Source organism: Stenotrophomonas sp. Steno-Z1, from assembly GCF_056393175.1.
Window position 1 is genome coordinate 294,145 of record NZ_JBWJPB010000001.1, and the last position, 16,722, is coordinate 310,866.

Below are 16,722 nucleotides of genomic sequence, written 5' to 3' on the forward strand. Positions count from 1 at the left end.
GTTCTAAACGATTCGATTGATGAGCACTATCGACAAACAAAATCTTCCACGCCTGCGCGAACAGCGCGCCGCGATTGACGGGGCCATGAGCCGCGACCGCGGCCGCTTGCTCGGGATGCTCTCGCGCTGGCAGTCCAAGCCCGCCGATGCAGGCGTGGCCGCCGCGTTCGAGCAGGCCTTGCAGGCGTCGGTGCAGCGGCGCGAGACGCGCGCGCGGCACCTGCCGGCGATCAGTCTGGACGATAGCCTGCCCATTGCGCGTGAAGCTGAACGCATCACGGCCTTGATCCGCGATCACCAGGTCGTGGTGATCGCCGGTGAAACCGGCTCGGGCAAGACCACCCAGCTGCCCAAACTGTGCCTGGCCGCCGGCCGCGGCGTGGCCGGGATGATCGGCTGCACCCAGCCGCGACGGATTGCCGCGCGTGCGGTGGCTACCCGCGTGGCGCAGGAGCTGAACACCGAGCTGGGCACGGTGGTCGGCTACCAGGTGCGCTTCACCGACCGGGTGGGGGATGACACCCGCATCAAGTTCATGACCGACGGCATCCTGCTGGCGGAAATCAGCAGCGACCGCTGGCTGTCGCAGTACGACACGATCATCGTCGACGAAGCGCACGAGCGCAGCCTCAACATCGACTTCCTGCTGGGCTATCTCAAGCAGCTGCTGCACAAGCGCCCCGACCTGAAGCTGATCGTCACCTCGGCCACCATCGATACCTCGCGTTTCGCCGAGCATTTCAACGATGCCCCGGTGATCAGCGTCGAGGGCCGCACCTTCCCGGTCGAGGTGCGCTATCGACCGCTGGAAGGCGAGGGCGGTGGCGATGAGGACGGTGGGCGCGACGGCGAACGCACCGTCAACGACGCCATCGTGGCGGCAGTGGATGAGATCACCCGCATCGATCCGCGCGGCGACATCCTGATGTTCTTCCCCGGCGAGCGCGAGATCCGCGACGCGCACCAGGCGCTGGAACGGCGCAAGTACCGCGAGACCGAGGTGCTGCCGCTGTACGCGCGGCTGTCGGTCAAGGACCAGGACGAGGTCTTCAACCCGGGCGGCAAGCGCCGCATCGTGCTGGCCACCAACGTGGCAGAAACCTCGTTGACCGTGCCGCGCATCCGCTACGTGGTCGATCCGGGCCTGGCCCGGGTCAAGCGCTACAGCCCGCGCCAGAAACTGGACCGCCTGCATATCGAGGCGGTGTCCCAGGCCAGCGCGAACCAGCGCAAGGGCCGCTGCGGGCGTGTCTCCGAAGGCATCTGCTACCGGCTGTACTCGGAAGCCGATTTCCTCTCGCGCGCCGAGTTCACCGATCCGGAAATCCGTCGCTCCAGCCTGTCCGGGGTGATCCTGCGCATGCTGCAGCTGGGCCTGGGCCGGATCGAGGACTTCCCGTTCCTGGAAGCGCCCGACGAGCGTGCCATCGCCGATGGCTGGCAGCAGCTGGGCGAACTGGGCGCGGTGGATGCCGAGCGCCGGCTGACCCCGGTCGGCCGCCAGATGGCGCGCCTGCCGGTGGACGTCAAGCTGGCCCGCATGCTGGTGGCCGCCCAAGCGCAGGGCTGCCTGCGGCCGATGCTGGTGATCGCCTCGTTCCTGGGCATCCAGGACCCGCGCGAGCGTCCGCCGGAAGCGCGCGGCGCAGCCGATGCCGCCCACGCGCTGTTCGCCGACGGGCGCTCGGAGTTCGTCGGCGTGCTGCGCTTGTGGGACGGCTATCGCCAGGCCCACGAAGAGCTGACCCAGTCCAAGTTGCGCGGGTGGTGCGAACGGCACTTCCTGGGGTTCCTGCGCATGCGCGAGTGGCGCGAGCTGCATCGCCAGCTGCGCGTGCTGTGCGAGGAACTGGGCTGGACCGAGGAGCCGGCGGCGACGTCGTTGGCCCCGCTGCTGGCCGGGTCGTCCGCGCCGGCGCCGGCGCGCGACGACGACGCCCGGATCAAGGCGACCCGCGGTCAGCAGCATCGCGCCGCGCGCTTGGCCCGCGAGGGCAAGACCGAACCGGTGGCGGCCCCGGCCGCCGCGCCGGTGGCCGATGCGCGCGACGCCGGGGGCGGGTTCACCGAGAAGGTGCGCGCGGCCGCCTACCAGACCCTGCATCGCGCGCTGATCGCCGGCCTGCCGACGCAGATCGGCCACCGCAGCGACAAGGGCGATTTCCTGGCCCCGCGCCAGCGCCGCTTCCTGCCGTTCCCCGGTTCGGTGCTGGCCAAGCGGCCGCCGCCGTGGCTGCTGACGGCCACGCTGCTGGACACCCAGAAAATCTGGGGCCTGACCAACGCCGCGATCGAGCCGGACTGGGTGATCGCCGAGCTGCCGCACCTGCTGCTGCGCAAGCATTTCGATCCGCACTGGTCGCGTGCCCAGGGGCAGGTGCTGGCCTCCGAGCAGATCAGCCTGTTCGGTCTGGTGCTGGCACCGAAGAAGCCGGTGCACTACGGCCGCATCGCGCCGGGCGAGGCGCATGACATCTTCGTGCGCCAGGGCCTGGTGACCGGTGAGATCAATACCCGCGCCAGCGTCATCGCCGACAACCTCAAGGTGCTCGAACAGGCTCGGGAAGAGGAGGCCAAGCTGCGCCGCGCCGGCATCGTGGCCGACGAGGCCTGGCAGGCACGCTGGTACCTGGACCGGGTGCCGGCGGAGATCCATTCGGCCACCGCGCTGGACACCTGGTGGAAGGGGCTGGCCCCGGACAAGCGCCGCGGGTTGGCCTGGACCCTGGCCGACCTGTTGCCCGGCGAGGGCAGCGATGCCGAGCGCTATCCCAAGTACCTGCCGCTGGGGGATGCGCGGTTGGCGCTGCATTACCGCTTCGAGCCCGGCAGCGAGGACGACGGGGTCAGCCTGGATGTGCCGTTGCACCTGCTCAACGCGCTGGATGCGGCGCGCCTGTCGTGGTTGGCGCCCGGCTTCGTGGCCGACAAGGCGTCGGCGCTGATCCGCGGCCTGCCCAAGGCGATGCGCCGCAACTACGTGCCCGCGCCGGACTTCGGCCGCGCGTTCGCCGAGGCCTTCCCCGATCCCAGCGCCGACGACATCCGCGGCGAGCTGGCGCGGTTCCTGTCGCGTGCCACCGGCGCACAGGTGGCCGCCACCGATTTCGACGATGCCGCGCTGGAAGCGCACCTGCGCATGAACCTGCGCCTGTTCGATGCGGGCGGAAAGCTGCTGGCCAGTTCGCGTGACCTGGACGCGCTGCGCGCGCGCTTCGGCGACAAGGCCGGCGAAGCCTTCGCCGCGCGCGCCGGGCGGGCATTGGCGGTAGAGGGCCTGCGCGACTTCCCGGCCACGCCGATTCCGCTGCAGGTGCCTGGCGAAGCCGGCGTGCCGGCGTACCCGGCACTGGTGGACGAGGGCGACACCGCCGCGCTGCGCATCTTCGCCGACCGCAACGAAGCAGCCGAACAGCATCCGCGTGGCGTGCGCCGGTTGCTGGAAATCGCCCTGGCCGACAAGGCCAAGCAGGCGCGCAAGCAGCTGCCGGTGCCGCCCAAGACCGGGCTGCTGTACGCCGCGATCGAGTCGCAGGAGCGGCTGCGCGGCGACCTGGTCGATGCGGCGATGAACGCCGTGTTGGCCGAAGGCCTGGCGGAGATTCGCGATCCGGCGGCCTACGCGCAGCGTCGCGACGCGGCCGCCAAGGGTTTGTTCGCCGAGGCGATGGCCCGGCTCACGCTGGCGGAGAACATCCTGGCCCACGTGGCGGAATTGAAGCCGCTGCTGGAATCGCCGCTGATGGGGTGGGCGCGCGGCAACCTGGATGACCTGGAGCAGCAGCTGGCCGCGCTGGTGCATCCCGGGTTCCTGCGTGAGACACCCGCCGATGCACTGGCCCAGTACCCGCGCTACCTGCGCGCGATGATCCTGCGCAGCGAGCGGGCCAAGCGCGATCCACCGCGCGACCAGGCGCGCATGCTGGAGCTGCGGCCGTTCATCGATGCCTTGGCCGAGGCCGACGTGCGCGGGTTGCGCCAGCGTCCGCAGTGGCAGGCCCTGCGTTGGGACCTGGAGGAACTGCGGGTGTCGCTGTTCGCGCAGGAACTGGGGGCCAGGAGCGGCATCTCGGCCAAGAAACTGGCCCAGCGCATGGCCGCGTTGCGCCAGGCCTGAGTGCGCTGGCTGCGCCCCGTGCCCGATGGGCGGGGGCGCAGCGGCGTGCGCTTACTTGGTGCGGCGCACCTTGGCGCGCGTGTTGACGCCTTCCACGCGCATGTACCAGACGCCGGCCACGCCGGGGGTGATCGAGACGGCAGGGTCGGTCTTGCGCACGGCCGAGAGCGTGGTGCCGTCGGTCTGTTCCCATTCCTGGGCGTTGGCCAGCACATAGGTGCGGCCCTTGCCGAAGCCACGGAATTCGCCCGGCAGGGTGCTGGTGATCGGCTCGTTGCTGCCGAAGTCGAAGAAGCCGCGGTTCTTGACGATCACTTCCTGGCGGCCTTCTTCGCGGGCTTCCTCGCGCGCCTGCTGGCGCGCGTCGGCGGTCACCGCCGCCACTTTGCCCTGCAGCCAGCCGTTGAGCGCCGCCAGTTGGGCCGGGCTGAGCGTGTCCAGGCCGGCGGCCTTGAACTCGGCCGGCGACATCTGCTGCTGCAGATCCCCCTCGACCACGCGCTGGGCCAGGGCCGGACTGGCCAGGCTGAGCAGGACGGCCGCACTGGCCAACAAACGTAGACGGGAAAAGCGCATGGCAGGTCTCCGGAGGTTTGCCGCAGTGTAGGGCCAGAGGCGGGCGTTGAGGGGAACGCAGCCGGGGCGTGCGGGCGTGATTGGCGACGTGGCGCGCGCAGCAGGCATGAGCTGATGCGTGCCGGTGCGATGGTTTTGATTGTCCGGACGCGGTCGCGGCGCTAGTGTAGATGCCTCTGTCTTGCCTGCATGATGCTGTGAACCGCGCTTCTGTCCCCGGCCTGGATGCCTTGTTGAACCGACCCTCGGCCGCGTCGCTGCCGCCCGCGCTGCGCGAGGCGCTGCTGCTGCGCTGGCAGCTGCCCGAGGCCGATCCGCAGATGCGCAGCAGTTGGTCGGTGCTGGCCGACACGCTGGATGCGCTGGCCCTGTTGTCGGCCGACGAAAGCGCGCTGCTGGCGGCGGTGCTGTTCGACCTGCCGTGGCTGCGCGCGGGGCTGGACGGGTTGCCGCTCGGCGCGTTGAAACCGGCCGTGGCCGGGTTGCTGGAAGGCCAGGATGCCGCCGACCAGGTCTGGGCGCTGCATGCCGGCCGCGATGCCGGGCGCAACAGCGAAGGCCTGCGCCGGCTGCTGCTGTCGATCATCCAGGACCTGCGGGTGGTGCCGGTCCTGCTGGCGCGCCAGTTGGCGCGCATGCGCGGCGCCGACCGCCTGCCCGAGGAAGAACGCCGCGCGCTGGCCCAGCTCACCCGCGACATCCATGCCCCGCTGGCCAACCGGTTGGGCATCTGGCAGTTGAAGTGGGAACTGGAAGACCTGGCCTTCCGCCACCTGGAACCGGAGACCTACCGGCGCATCGCGCGCGAGGTGGATGAAACCCGGCTGGCGCGCGAGCGCTACGTGGAGACAGTCAAGAAGGCGCTCTCGCGCGAACTGCTCGCGCAGGGTATCAGTGCCGAGGTCAGCGGCCGCCCGAAGCACATCTACAGCATCTGGCGGAAGATGCAGAAGAAGAAGCTGGCCTTCGAGCAGCTTTACGACATCCGCGCGGTGCGGGTGATGGTGCAGGACGTGGCCGCCTGCTACGCCGCACTCGGGGTGGTGCATTCGCTGTGGGCACCGGTGCCCAGCGAGTTCGACGATTACATCGCCCGGCCCAAGGCCAACGACTACCGCTCGCTGCACACCGCGGTGATCGGCCCGGAAGGGCGCACCATCGAAGTGCAGATCCGCAGCCATGACATGCACGCCCAGGCCGAGCTCGGCGTGGCCGCGCACTGGCGCTACAAGGAAGGCAGCAAGGGCGCGGAAAAGGCCTTCGACCGCAAGATCACCTGGATGCGCCAGTTGCTGGAGCATTCCCAGGACGGCGCGGCTGGCGAACTGGCCGGCGCACTGGATGCCGAGCTGACCGAAGACCGCGTCTACGCGCTCAGTCCCAAGGACGAGGTGATGGACCTGCCGCAGGGGGCCACGCCGCTGGATTTCGCCTACCACGTGCACACGATGGTCGGGCATCGCTGCCGCGGCGCGAAGGTCAACGGGCGCATCGTGCCGTTGACCTACCGGCTGCGCAGCGGCGACCGCGTGGAGATCCTGACCGGCAAGGAGGCCGACCCCCGTCGCGACTGGCTGCTGGCCTCCAACGGCTTTCTGGCCAGCAACCGCTCGCGCGAGAAGGTGCGTGGCTGGTTCCACAAACTCGACCGCGCGCGCAACGTGCAGGCCGGGCGCGACCTGCTTGACCGCGAACTGAAGCGGCTGGGCCTGCAGCATGCCGACCTGGGCATCGCGGCGAAGAAGTTCCATGCCGACAGCGTCGATGACCTGTACATCCAGGTGGCGCTCGGCGACACCGGGCCCAACCAGGTCAGCCGCGCGCTGCTCGAAGCCGAACGCGCGGCCACCCAGCCGGCGGCGCCGGCGTTGCCGCGGCCGACCGCGCGCCGCGACAGCCTGGGCATGTCCAAGTTCACCGTGCAGGGCGTGGGCAATCTGCTGGTGCAGCTGGCGCGATGCTGCCAGCCGGTGGCCGGCGAACCGATCGTCGGCTACCTCACCCGGACCCGCGGGGTCACCGTGCATCGCACCGACTGCGCTGCGCTGGCGCGGCTGCAGGCGACCAGCCCGCAGCGGATCCTGCCGGTGGAGTGGGGCCAGGCCGGCGGTGGCTACGAAGTGGACGTCGTGGTCGATGCGGTGGACCGACGCTGGCTGCTCAAGGACATCACCAACCTGATCGCGCAGGAAGATGCCTACGTGCTGGATATCCACAGCGACAACGTGCGCAACAGTGGCCGCGCGCACCTGCGACTGCGCCTGAAGGTCAGCGACTACGGCCAGCTTTCCACGCTGCTGGGCAAGCTCGATGCCTTGCCCGGGGTGAGCGAAGCGCGACGTCTAGGCTGACCTCACGTGACGCACGCTAGGCTCAAGGAATGAGTCGCCCCCCAGACCACGAGGATGCCGCGCACGCCGCGTTGCGCCGGGTGCGCCGCGAGGGCCGCTGGTGGTGGCTGCAGGCGCGGCATGCCCGGCATGTGTGGCGTTGGGTGCTGCCGATGGCGGTGCTGCTGTTCCTGGCGCTGGTCCTGCTGCGTGCGCCGCTGGCCAACTGGTTCTGGAACGAACCGCAGATCGAACAGCTGCTCGACCAGGGCGACCGCGCGCTGGCCGCCGGTCGGCTGAGCGTGGCCGACGGCAGCGGCGCGCGCGAGTCCTACCAGGCCGCGTTGGCGCTGGACGGCGACCGCAGCGAGGCGCGCACCGGCCTGGCACGCACCGCGCAGGCGGCCCTGCAACAGGCGCGCGATGCGTTGGCCGCCGGCGACCTGGACGCTGCCCGCGCGCGACTGGCGCTGGCGCGCGACCTGCAGGTGCCGCAGCGCGAGGCCGAACAGGTGGCCCAGCAGCTGCGCCAGCGAGGCAACGCCCACGCCGGTGTGGCGGTACTGCTGGGCCGGGCCGAAGCGGCGTTGCAGGCGCAGCGCCTGGATGCTGGGCCGGACAGCGCACTGCCGTTGTTCCAGCAGGTGCTGGCGGTGGCGCCCAACCAACTGCGTGCGCTGGAAGGGCGCGAGGATGCCTTGTCCGATCTGCTGCAGCAGGCGCGTGTTGCCTGCCAGGCAGGCGAGCTGGCGGGCGCGGCGGCGTTGCTGGACAGCGCGCGTCGCTACGACCCGGGGCACGTGGACCTGCCCGCCACCCAGGAAGCGCTCAACAACGCGTTGGAAAAACGCCTGCAGCAGGCCAACCAGGCGCTGCGCAGGCAACGCTGGGACAGTGCCGCCGCCGATTTCCAGGCGGTGCTGGCGGCGGTGCCCGACGATACGGTCGCGCGCCAGGGGCTGCAGCGGGTGATTGACGCGCAGTTGGCCAATGCCGTGCGCCTGGCAGGCGATTTCCGTTTCGCGCCGGCCGAACAGGCGCTGGCCACGGCGCAGGACCTGGGCGCCTCCGAGCGCGCGCTGGCCACGGCGCGGCAGGCCGTGGTCCAGTCGCGCCAGGCCGAGCAGGCACTGCAGGCGCCCGGTGCGCCGCGCGCGCAGCGCGAGCGGCGCCTGCGCGGGTTGCTGACCCGCATCGTCGAGGCCGAGGCGCGCGGCCAGTTCCTGTCGCCGCCCGGCCGCAGCGCCTACGATGCGCTGCGCGAAGCACAGGCGTTGGCCGCCTACGATCCGCGCGTGCGCGCCGCCGCCCAGCGCCTGCTGCCGGCGAGCCGCCGCTGTTTCGAAGACCGGCTGCGTGAGAACCGGGTCCAGGCGGCCGGCGCCTGCCTGGATGCCTGGCAGACCCTGGCTCCGGGTGACATGACCTTGCCGGCGGCGCGCCGGCGCCTGGCCCAGCGTTGGCTGGCGATCGGCAGTGAGCGGCTGGGCGCGGGCGACCTGGCGTTCGCCCAGCAGGCCCTGCAGCAGGCGCGGCACTGGCAACCGGACCTGGCCGAACTGGGCGATTTCGAGCAGCGCCTGCGCAACGCAGGCGGCCCGGGCTGAGGCCTCAGCCCAGGAACACCCGCTGTACGGTGTCGCGCGCGGCATCCAGCGAGAAGTGGTCGGCCACGTTGCGCCGCCCGGCGCTGGACAGCTGTTGCCACAGCACCGGGTCCTGGTACAGGCGCACCACGGCGGCGGCGAATGCCTCCGCGTCGTCGGCCACCAGCACGTCCTGGCCGTCCTGCAGGTGCATGCCTTCCACGGCGCAGGTGGTGGCGACCACCGGCTGCCCGTGGGCCATGCTCAGGTTGACCTTGCCCTTGACCCCGGCGCCGAAGCGCAGCGGGGCCACCGCGATGCGGACCTGGTCCATGTAGGGCGTCACCACCGGTACGAACCCGTGGATCTCCACCCCCGGCTGGGTGGCGGCCAACGCGCGCAGCGCATCGGGCACGTCCGCGCCGATGCAGTGGAAGCGGACCTCGGGCAACTGCGCGCGGATGCGTGCGAACACCTCGCCGATGAACCACTGCATGGCGTCCACGTTCGGCGGGTGGCGGAAGCCGCCGACGAACACCAGGTCGTGGCGGTGGGCCCAGTCTTCGCCGCCCGCGGCCACTTCATGCAGGTTGGAGATGAGTTCGACGGTCACCCCGGGGGCGTCGATCCGCAATTGCTCGCGCTCGGCCGCGCTGACCAGCACGGTCACATCGGTGGCGGCCATCACCGCCAGCTCGCGCGCGCGGGTGCGTTCGGCATCGCGCAGCAGCCCGGCGTTGCCGGCCAGTTCGGCGCCGCGTCGTTCGCGCAGGTAGTGCAGGTCGACCGTGTCGAACACCGTGCGCGCCTGCGGGGCGTAGCTGCGCAGCAGCGGCAGGCATTCACTGGCCACGTGGTGGCGCACCATCATCACCACCGCAAAGCGCGGGCCATGCTCGCGCAGCCACGGGCCGATGCCCTGCAGGAACGGCGCATGCCAGACCTCCACGCCCAGCTGCTGCAGCGCCTCGGTGGCCGCGCCGGCGTGTTCGCGCCGGGTCGGCACGAACACCACGTGGGCACCGCCGTCGACCAGCATGCGGATCAGGTTGTACTGGCGCAGCGAGCCGGAATCGCGGTCCGGTTGTGGCACCGCCTCGTCCAGGATCAGCACCTGGCGCTGGTGGCGGTGCAGCAGGGCGGGCGAGGGGACGCTGCCCACGGGCGGCTGCGCACGCAGCGCCTGCGCCCATTTGTCGGCGAACACGCCCTGGTTGCGGACTTGGTAGGCCTTGACCCCGCTGCTGGTATCGGTGCCGTTGCTGGTGCCTTCGTCGTGCACCACGCGGCTGGCCGGTTGCACCAGCACGCGATAGCCGGCGGCGCGCACCGCGAAGGCCAGGTCGGTGTCTTCGTAGTAGGCCGGGCGGTAGCGGGTGTCGAAGCCGCCCAGCGCGTCCCACAGCGCGCGCGGGATCATCAGCGCCGCACCGGAGCAGTAGTCGGCATCGCGCAGGGCGCTGTAGCGCGGGTCTTCGGCCGATTCGAAGCGGCCGTAGCTCCAGCCGCTGCCATCCTGGAAGACCACGCCGCCGGCTTCCTGCAGGCGCCCGTCCGGATACAGCAGCTGGGCGCCGACCAGGCCGACCCGGGGCACGGCGGTGAAGGTGGCCAGCAGCGCATCCAGCCAGCCGGGCTGGGGCACGGTGTCGTTGTTGAGCAGCACGACGTAACGGCCCAGCGCGCGCGCGACGCCGTCATTGCAGGCCTCGATGAAGCCGCCGTTGCGCTCGCGCACGACATAGCTCAGCCCCTGGACCTGGGGCATCCACGTGGCGGTCTGGTCGCTGCTGCCGTCGTCCACCACCAGGATTTCGCAGGGCACCTGCGGCGGGTGCGCGGCCAGCGCCCGCAGGCAGGCCAAGGTGTGCGCGGCCTGGTTGTAGACCGGGATGACGATGCTCACCACCGGCGCGGCACTGGCCGGCAGCGTGAACGGGGCGAAGGGTTCGGCGGCAGGCAGGTACAGCGGCGCGCGGCGCGGCGGCGGCAGGGTCTGGGTATGCACGCGGATGCGCTGCCAGGTGGCGCGCCAGCCGCGGGTACGCAGGCTGGCCAGGCTGCGGTGGAACAGACCGACCATTCGGTTCAGGAAGTAGCGTGCATCGGCCAAGGACATCGACATCCCGTTGCAACTCCAGCTTAAGCGGGGGAACCCGTGAGAACGCGCCGCTTGCGGTGGCTGCGTTAGACTCGCCGGAATTCATAATCTCCCATTCTCGCATCCCCGTGCCCCGACGCTACGATTCCGACGACATCGACGAGTTCGAAGACGACACCGAAAGCCGTGGCCCGCTGTGGCGGCGACGGTTGATTACCTGGGGCATGGCGGCAGTCGCGCTGGCACTGGGTTTCCTGATCCCCTATACCGTCTACCTGAACAAACAGGTCACCCAGCGCTTCGGCGAGCTGCGCTGGCAGATCCCCACCCGGGTGTACGCGCGACCGCTGGCGCTGGCACCGGGGGTGGCGATGGACGCGGCCACGTTGAAGACCGAGCTGGCCGCCGCCGCCTATCGTGATGACGCCATCGGCAAGTCGGCCGGCACCTTCAGCCAGGACGGTGGCCGCTTCGTCATTTCCAGCCGCGGCTACAACGACGTCGATGGCCGGATCGCCCCGCGTCGGGTCGAACTGAGCCTGTCCGGTGGCCAGATCGCCTCGCTGCGCGATGCCGACAGCCGCAAGGCGCTCAAGGCCACGCGCCTGGATCCGGCGCGCATCGCCACGCTGTACGGCCAGAAGCAGGAAGAACGGCGGCTGGTGCGCATCGAGGAGACCCCCGAGCTGCTGGTCACCGGCCTGCAGGCGGTGGAGGACAAGGACTTCAACCGCCACCACGGCATCGACCTGAGCGGCATCGCCCGCGCGATCTGGGTGACCGTGCGTTCCGGCGGCCAGAGCCGCCAGGGTGCCTCCACGCTCACCCAGCAGCTGGCCCGCAGCGGCCTGCTCGGCATCGGCAAGGAACAGACGGTCACCCGCAAGTTCAACGAGGTGCTGTACGCGCTGATCATGGAGGCGCGCTACGACAAGCGCACCATCCTGGAGGCGTACCTCAACCAGGTGTACCTGGGCCAGCGTGGCAGCCAGGCCATCCACGGCATGTCCTCCGGCGCCGAGTTCTGGTTCGGGCGCGATCTGTCCTCGCTCAATACCGAGCACGTGGCGCTGCTGATCGGCCTGGTCAAGGGCCCGTCCTACTACGACCCGCGGCGCAATCCCGAGCGCGCGCTGGACCGTCGCAACTTCGTGCTGGGCAAGCTGCACGAGAGCCAGCTGATCGACGACGCCGAGTACCAGCGCGCGCTGAAGGCGCCGCTGGGCGTGCCCAAGACCCCGGGCCTGATCGCGGCCAATCGCTTCCCGGCCTACGTGGACCTGGTGCGTCGCCAGCTCGGCCATGACTACCCCGAATCGGTGCTGCAGGGGGCCGGCCTGAGCGTGATGACCGGCATGGCACCGTCGGCGCAGGCCTATGCCGAAGGCGCGGTCACCAAGACGATCAAGTCGCTGGAGAGCAAGAAGCGGCCCGAGCTGCAGGCCGGGATGGTGCTCACCGATGTGCACAACGGCGACGTGCTCGCCGTGGTCGGCAGCCGCGACGTGGCCGAGCCGGGCTTCAACCGCGCCATCGAGGCCCAGCGCCCGGTCGGCTCGCTGCTCAAGCCGTTCGTGTACCTGCTGGCGCTGGCCCAGCCGGATCGCTACTCGCTGGCCACCTGGGTGGACGATTCGCCGGTGACGGTGCAGCTGGGGCGCGGCCGCAACTGGTCGCCCGGCAACGCCGACAACCGCAGCCATGGCACGGTGCGGTTGATCGATGCGCTGGCCCATTCCTACAACCAGGCCACGGTCCGGGTGGGCATGCAGGTGGGCCCGGAGCGGGTGACCCAGCTCATCCACGTGCTGGCCGGGATCAAAGCCGACCCGAATCCGGCGGTGATCCTCGGCTCGACCGACCAGAGCCCGTATGCGATGGCCCAGCTGTACCAGTTCCTGGCCTCCGGCGGCGAGATCCAGCCGCTGCATGCGGTGCGCGGCGTGCTCGATCCGCAGGGCAAGCTCATGAAGCGCTACGACAAGAGCCCGGCGCCGGCGCAGGAAGGCGACTCGATCGCCGCCAACCTGATCAGCATCGGCCTGCAGCAGGTGGTGGCCAGCGGCACCGCGCAGCGCCTGAACGCCGACGGCCTCGGCCGCCTGCAGCCGGCCGGCAAGACCGGTACCACCAACGATGGGCGTGACAGCTGGTATGCCGGCTACACCGGTGACCACCTGGCGGTGATCTGGATGGGCAACGACCAGAACGAGCAGGCCGGGCTGTATGGCGCCACCGGTTCGATGCGGGTCTGGTCGAGCATCTTCCAGCGCCTGCCGAGCGCGCCGCTGAAGGTCAACAACAAGGGCCTGGACTGGCAGTACGTGGAGGCCAGCGGCACCGCCTCCACCGACGAGGCGTGTCCCGGCGCGCGCCGCTTCCCGTTCGTGGTCGGTTACGCGCCGGCCTTCGCCGCCTGCGCACCGCCGGCCGCCCTGCCCGAAGGCGAGGGCGGCGAAGCTGGCAGCGAAGGCGGCGGCTGGCGCAGCTGGTTCGGCCTGGACAAGAAGCCCGAGCCGGCCGCCGAGCCGGCCCCGGCGGCTGCATCGACTCCCCCCGCGCGATGATTCCGGAACGAGGCCGGCCCGCATGACCACCCGAACCCTGATCCGTTCCACCGCCGTGCTCGCCCTGAGCCTGTCCCTCGCGGCCTGTGTCACCCCGGCCGCGCCAGTGAAGGCGCCGGTGGACACCACCACGCCGGCCCAGCGCATGGCCGCGGTGGAGGCCGTCGCCGCCGGCTCGGATGCCAAGGAACTGGCCGTGCAGCCACTGCGCGACGCCGAGATCGAAGACCTGCGCATGACCGCACAGGCCAAGCGCCAGGCCAACGACCTGGCCGGTGCCGCCGAGGCGCTGAACCAGGCGCTGCTGGTGTCCGACGGCGATCCGTCGATCCTGCAGGAGCGCGCCGAGATCGCGCTGCTGCAGGGCGATTGGGCGCGCGCTGAAACGCTGGCGCGCAAGGCCGTGGAGCTGGGCTCCAGGACCGGCCCGCTGTGCCGCCGCCACTGGGCCACCATCGAGCAGTCGCGACTGGCCCGCGGCGAAAAGGAAAACGCGGTGTCCGCGCACGCGCAGCTGGAAGGCTGCACGGTGCCGGGGATCAAGCGGTATTGACCTCATGCCGGCCGTTGGCCGGCATTGACCTCCGTCCATGTCCCGCCTTGCCCATGCCAGCCGCGACGCCCTCAGCGAGGGCGGTACGCTCGCCAGCCAGCTGGATGCCTTCGTCGCACGACCGGCCCAGCTGCGCCTGACCGCGGCCATCGCCGAGGCCTTCGACCAGCGCGACGTGCTGCTCGCCGAGGCCGGCACCGGCACCGGCAAGACCTACGCCTACCTGGTGCCGGCATTGTTGTCGGGATTGAAGACGATCATCTCCACCGGCACCCGCGCGCTGCAGGACCAGCTCTACCATCGCGACCTGCCACGCGTGCGTGCCGCGCTCGGGGTCGGCCACAGCAGCGCGCTGCTGAAGGGCCGGTCCAACTACCTGTGCCGTTATCGGCTGCAGCAGGCGCGGGGCGAGCCGCGCTTCAGTTCGCCCGAACAGGTGGCGCAGTTCCAGCGCATCCTGGCCTGGTCCGGGCGCAGCCGTTTCGGCGACATGGCCGAGCTGGAGGCGCTGCCCGAGGACTCGCCGCTGTACCCGATGGTGACCTCCACGGTCGACAACTGCCTGGGTACCGAGTGCCCGTTCTGGAACGACTGCTTCGTGGTGCAGGCGCGGCAGCGCGCGCAGGCCGCCGACGTGGTGGTGGTCAACCACCACCTGCTGCTGGCCGACCTGGCGCTCAAGCAGGAGGGCTTCGGCGAAATCCTGCCGGGCGCGCAGGCGTTCGTGATCGACGAGGCGCACCAGTTGCCCGAGCTGGCCGCCAACTTCTTCGGCGAAGGCTTCGGCATGCGCCCGTGGCAGGAACTGGCCCGCGACTGCCTGGCCGAAAGCCGCAGCGTGGCCGGCGCGCAGGCGGCCCTGCAGGGCCCGGCGGCGACGCTGGAGCAGGTCCTGCGCGACCTGCGCACCGGCATGGACGGGCTGCCCCCGCGCGGTACCCAGTGGCGCGCGCTGGCGGTGCCGCAGGTGCGCGATGGCTTCGATGCGGCAATGAGCGCGCTGGTGACCCTGCGCGATGCGCTCAACGGCGTGCGCGAGGCCTCGCCGGGGCTGGATGCCTGCCATGCGCGCGCGATGGAAGCGGTGTCGCGGTTGTCGCGCTGGCTCGGCGATGACGCGCCCCTGCTGGATTTCGACAGCGACCCCGAGCAGGCGCCGCCGGCGGCGGACGTGCTGTGGTACGAACTCACCCCGCGCGGCTTCCGCTGCCAGCGCACGCCGATGGACGTGTCCGGGCCATTGCGCGAACACCGCCAGCGCTCGATGGCGGCCTGGGTGTTCACCTCGGCCACGCTGACCGTGGACGGCGGCTTTGCACATATTTCCCAGCGGCTGGGCCTGGACGATCCGGTCACGCTGCTGCAGCCCAGCCCGTTCGACTGGGCCACCCAGGCCTTGTGCTACCTGCCCACCGACCTGCCTGACCCGGCCGCGCGCGGATTCGGCACCGCGTTGATCCGCGCGCTGACGCCGGTGCTGGAGGCCTCGCAGGGCCGCGCGTTCCTGCTGTTCGCCTCGCACCGCGCGCTGCGCGAGGCCGCCGAGGCGCTGCGCGATGCGCCCTGGCCGCTGTTCGTGCAGGGCGAGGCCCCGCGCGGGACGCTGCTGCAGCGCTTCCGTGAGTCCGGCAACGGCGTGCTGTTGGGGTCGGCCAGTTTCCGCGAAGGCGTGGACGTGGTCGGCGATGCGCTCAGCGTGGTGGTCATCGACAAGCTGCCGTTCGCCGCGCCGGACGACCCGGTATTCGAGGCCCGGCTGGACGCGATCCGCCGCGACGGCGGCAATCCGTTCCGCGATGAACAACTGCCGCAGGCGGTGATCGCGCTCAAGCAGGGCGTGGGGCGGTTGATCCGCAGCGAGACCGACCGCGGCGTGCTGGTGCTGTGCGACCCGCGCCTGCTCAGCCGAAGCTACGGCCGGATCTTCCTGGACTCGCTGCCACCTTTCCGGCGCACCCGCGCGCTGGACGATGTCCGCGGCTTCTTTGCGCCACAATGGCCGCCTGCCGATGAACCGCCGGCGCCGGTTGCCGCGGCGGCGCCGGCTGCCGTGCCCGTGCTTTCTGCCGCCCCCGATGACTTCCCCACTTCCCTGTTCTGACCGCCATGAAACTGCTCGCCTTTGAAACCGCCACCGAAGCCTGTTCCGTCGCCCTGCACGTGGATGGGCAGGTGCTGGAGCGGTTCGAGATCGCCCCGCGCCGGCATGCCGAGCTGAGCCTGCCGTGGGCCGAGGCGCTGCTGGCCGAGGCCGGCGTGGCGCGTTCGCAGCTGGATGCGGTGGCGCTCAGTCGTGGCCCCGGCGCGTTCACCGGTGTACGCCTGGCGATCGCGATCGCCCAGGGCATCGCGCTGGCCCTGGACCGCCCGCTGGTGGCGGTCTCCACCCTGCAGGTGCTGGCGTTGCGCGCCCCGGCCGACGCCGACCACGTGCTGAGCAGCATCGATGCGCGCATGGGCGAGGTGTACGTGGCCCGCCAGGTCCGCGTGGACGGGCAGTGGCGGTTGCAGGGCGAGGAAACCGTGTGTGCACCGGAGGCGGTGACGTTGCCTGATGGCACGCGCTGGTTCGGCGTGGGGACCGGCTTCGGCGCGGCCGACGGGCTGCTGGCCGATCGCCTGGCCGCTCAGCTCGACGGGGTGGACGCACAGGCATTGCCGCATGCGTCGGATGTGCTGGCGCTGGCGGTGCCGGCGTTCGCGCGAGGCGAGGGCATGGCCCCGGAGCGGGTGGAGCCGGCGTACCTGCGCGACAACGTCGCCTTGACCCTGGTCGAGCAGCAGGCGGCGCGGGCGGCGAAGCAGCAGTCCTAGGAAAGCCACAGCCACGCATGGCGTCGCTGCACGGGGCATGGCGCCGCGAGCGGTAGAGCCACGCCATGCGTGGCTGCA

At 70.9% G+C, this 16,722-nt stretch carries 9 protein-coding genes; 7 read left to right on the forward strand and 2 right to left on the reverse strand.

The features are described 5' to 3' along the window. Nucleotides 1-19 precede the first annotated feature (19 nt). Nucleotides 20-4,117 carry an ATP-dependent RNA helicase HrpA gene (gene hrpA / locus AC06FD_RS01270; RefSeq protein ID WP_478076800.1) on the forward strand — a complete coding sequence of 1,366 codons (4,098 nt, stop codon included), beginning with the start codon at nucleotides 20-22 and terminating at the stop codon, nucleotides 4,115-4,117. A 51-nt stretch (nucleotides 4,118-4,168) separates the two neighbouring features. On the opposite strand, the gene AC06FD_RS01275 is transcribed toward hrpA, so the two are convergent. After that, nucleotides 4,169-4,693 carry a hypothetical protein gene (locus tag AC06FD_RS01275; protein ID WP_259206304.1) on the reverse strand — a complete coding sequence of 175 codons (525 nt, stop codon included), beginning with the start codon at nucleotides 4,691-4,693 and terminating at the stop codon, nucleotides 4,169-4,171. A gap of 170 nt (nucleotides 4,694-4,863) precedes the next feature. On the opposite strand from AC06FD_RS01275, the gene AC06FD_RS01280 reads away from it, so the two are divergent. Further along, nucleotides 4,864-7,044, forward strand: a complete 2,181-nt coding sequence (locus AC06FD_RS01280) for a RelA/SpoT family protein (protein WP_478076801.1) — start codon at nucleotides 4,864-4,866, stop codon at nucleotides 7,042-7,044. Between the two features lie 29 nt (nucleotides 7,045-7,073). Continuing rightward, the gene (locus AC06FD_RS01285; protein WP_478076802.1) at nucleotides 7,074-8,630 is read left to right on the forward strand and encodes a tetratricopeptide repeat protein; all 1,557 of its coding nucleotides are present in this window, start codon (nucleotides 7,074-7,076) and stop codon (nucleotides 8,628-8,630) included. Nucleotides 8,631-8,634: 4 nt separating this feature from the next. Here the strand turns inward: AC06FD_RS01285 and AC06FD_RS01290 are convergent, their stop codons facing one another. Further along, nucleotides 8,635-10,734: a glycosyltransferase gene (locus tag AC06FD_RS01290; RefSeq protein WP_478076803.1), complete on the reverse strand. Its 2,100-nt coding sequence runs from the start codon at nucleotides 10,732-10,734 to the stop codon at nucleotides 8,635-8,637. A 104-nt stretch (nucleotides 10,735-10,838) separates the two neighbouring features. Here AC06FD_RS01290 and mrcB point away from each other — a divergent pair, with 104 nt between their 5' ends. The 4 genes from mrcB to tsaB are packed head-to-tail and all read left to right on the forward strand — an operon-like array spanning nucleotide 10,839 to nucleotide 16,644. After that, nucleotides 10,839-13,277, forward strand: a complete 2,439-nt coding sequence (mrcB, locus tag AC06FD_RS01295) for a penicillin-binding protein 1B (protein ID WP_259206297.1) — start codon at nucleotides 10,839-10,841, stop codon at nucleotides 13,275-13,277. Between the two features lie 22 nt (nucleotides 13,278-13,299). Then, complete coding sequence (locus tag AC06FD_RS01300; protein ID WP_259206295.1) at nucleotides 13,300-13,830, forward strand: tetratricopeptide repeat protein; 531 nt, start codon at nucleotides 13,300-13,302, stop codon at nucleotides 13,828-13,830. A 37-nt stretch (nucleotides 13,831-13,867) separates the two neighbouring features. Beyond that, a complete protein-coding gene (locus AC06FD_RS01305; RefSeq protein WP_259206294.1) occupies nucleotides 13,868-15,931 on the forward strand; it encodes a DNA repair helicase YoaA in 2,064 nt (687 codons plus the stop codon). Nucleotides 15,932-15,936: 5 nt separating this feature from the next. Next, complete coding sequence (gene tsaB, locus AC06FD_RS01310) at nucleotides 15,937-16,644, forward strand: tRNA (adenosine(37)-N6)-threonylcarbamoyltransferase complex dimerization subunit type 1 TsaB (RefSeq protein WP_259206292.1); 708 nt, start codon at nucleotides 15,937-15,939, stop codon at nucleotides 16,642-16,644. Nucleotides 16,645-16,722: the final 78 nt, after the last annotated feature.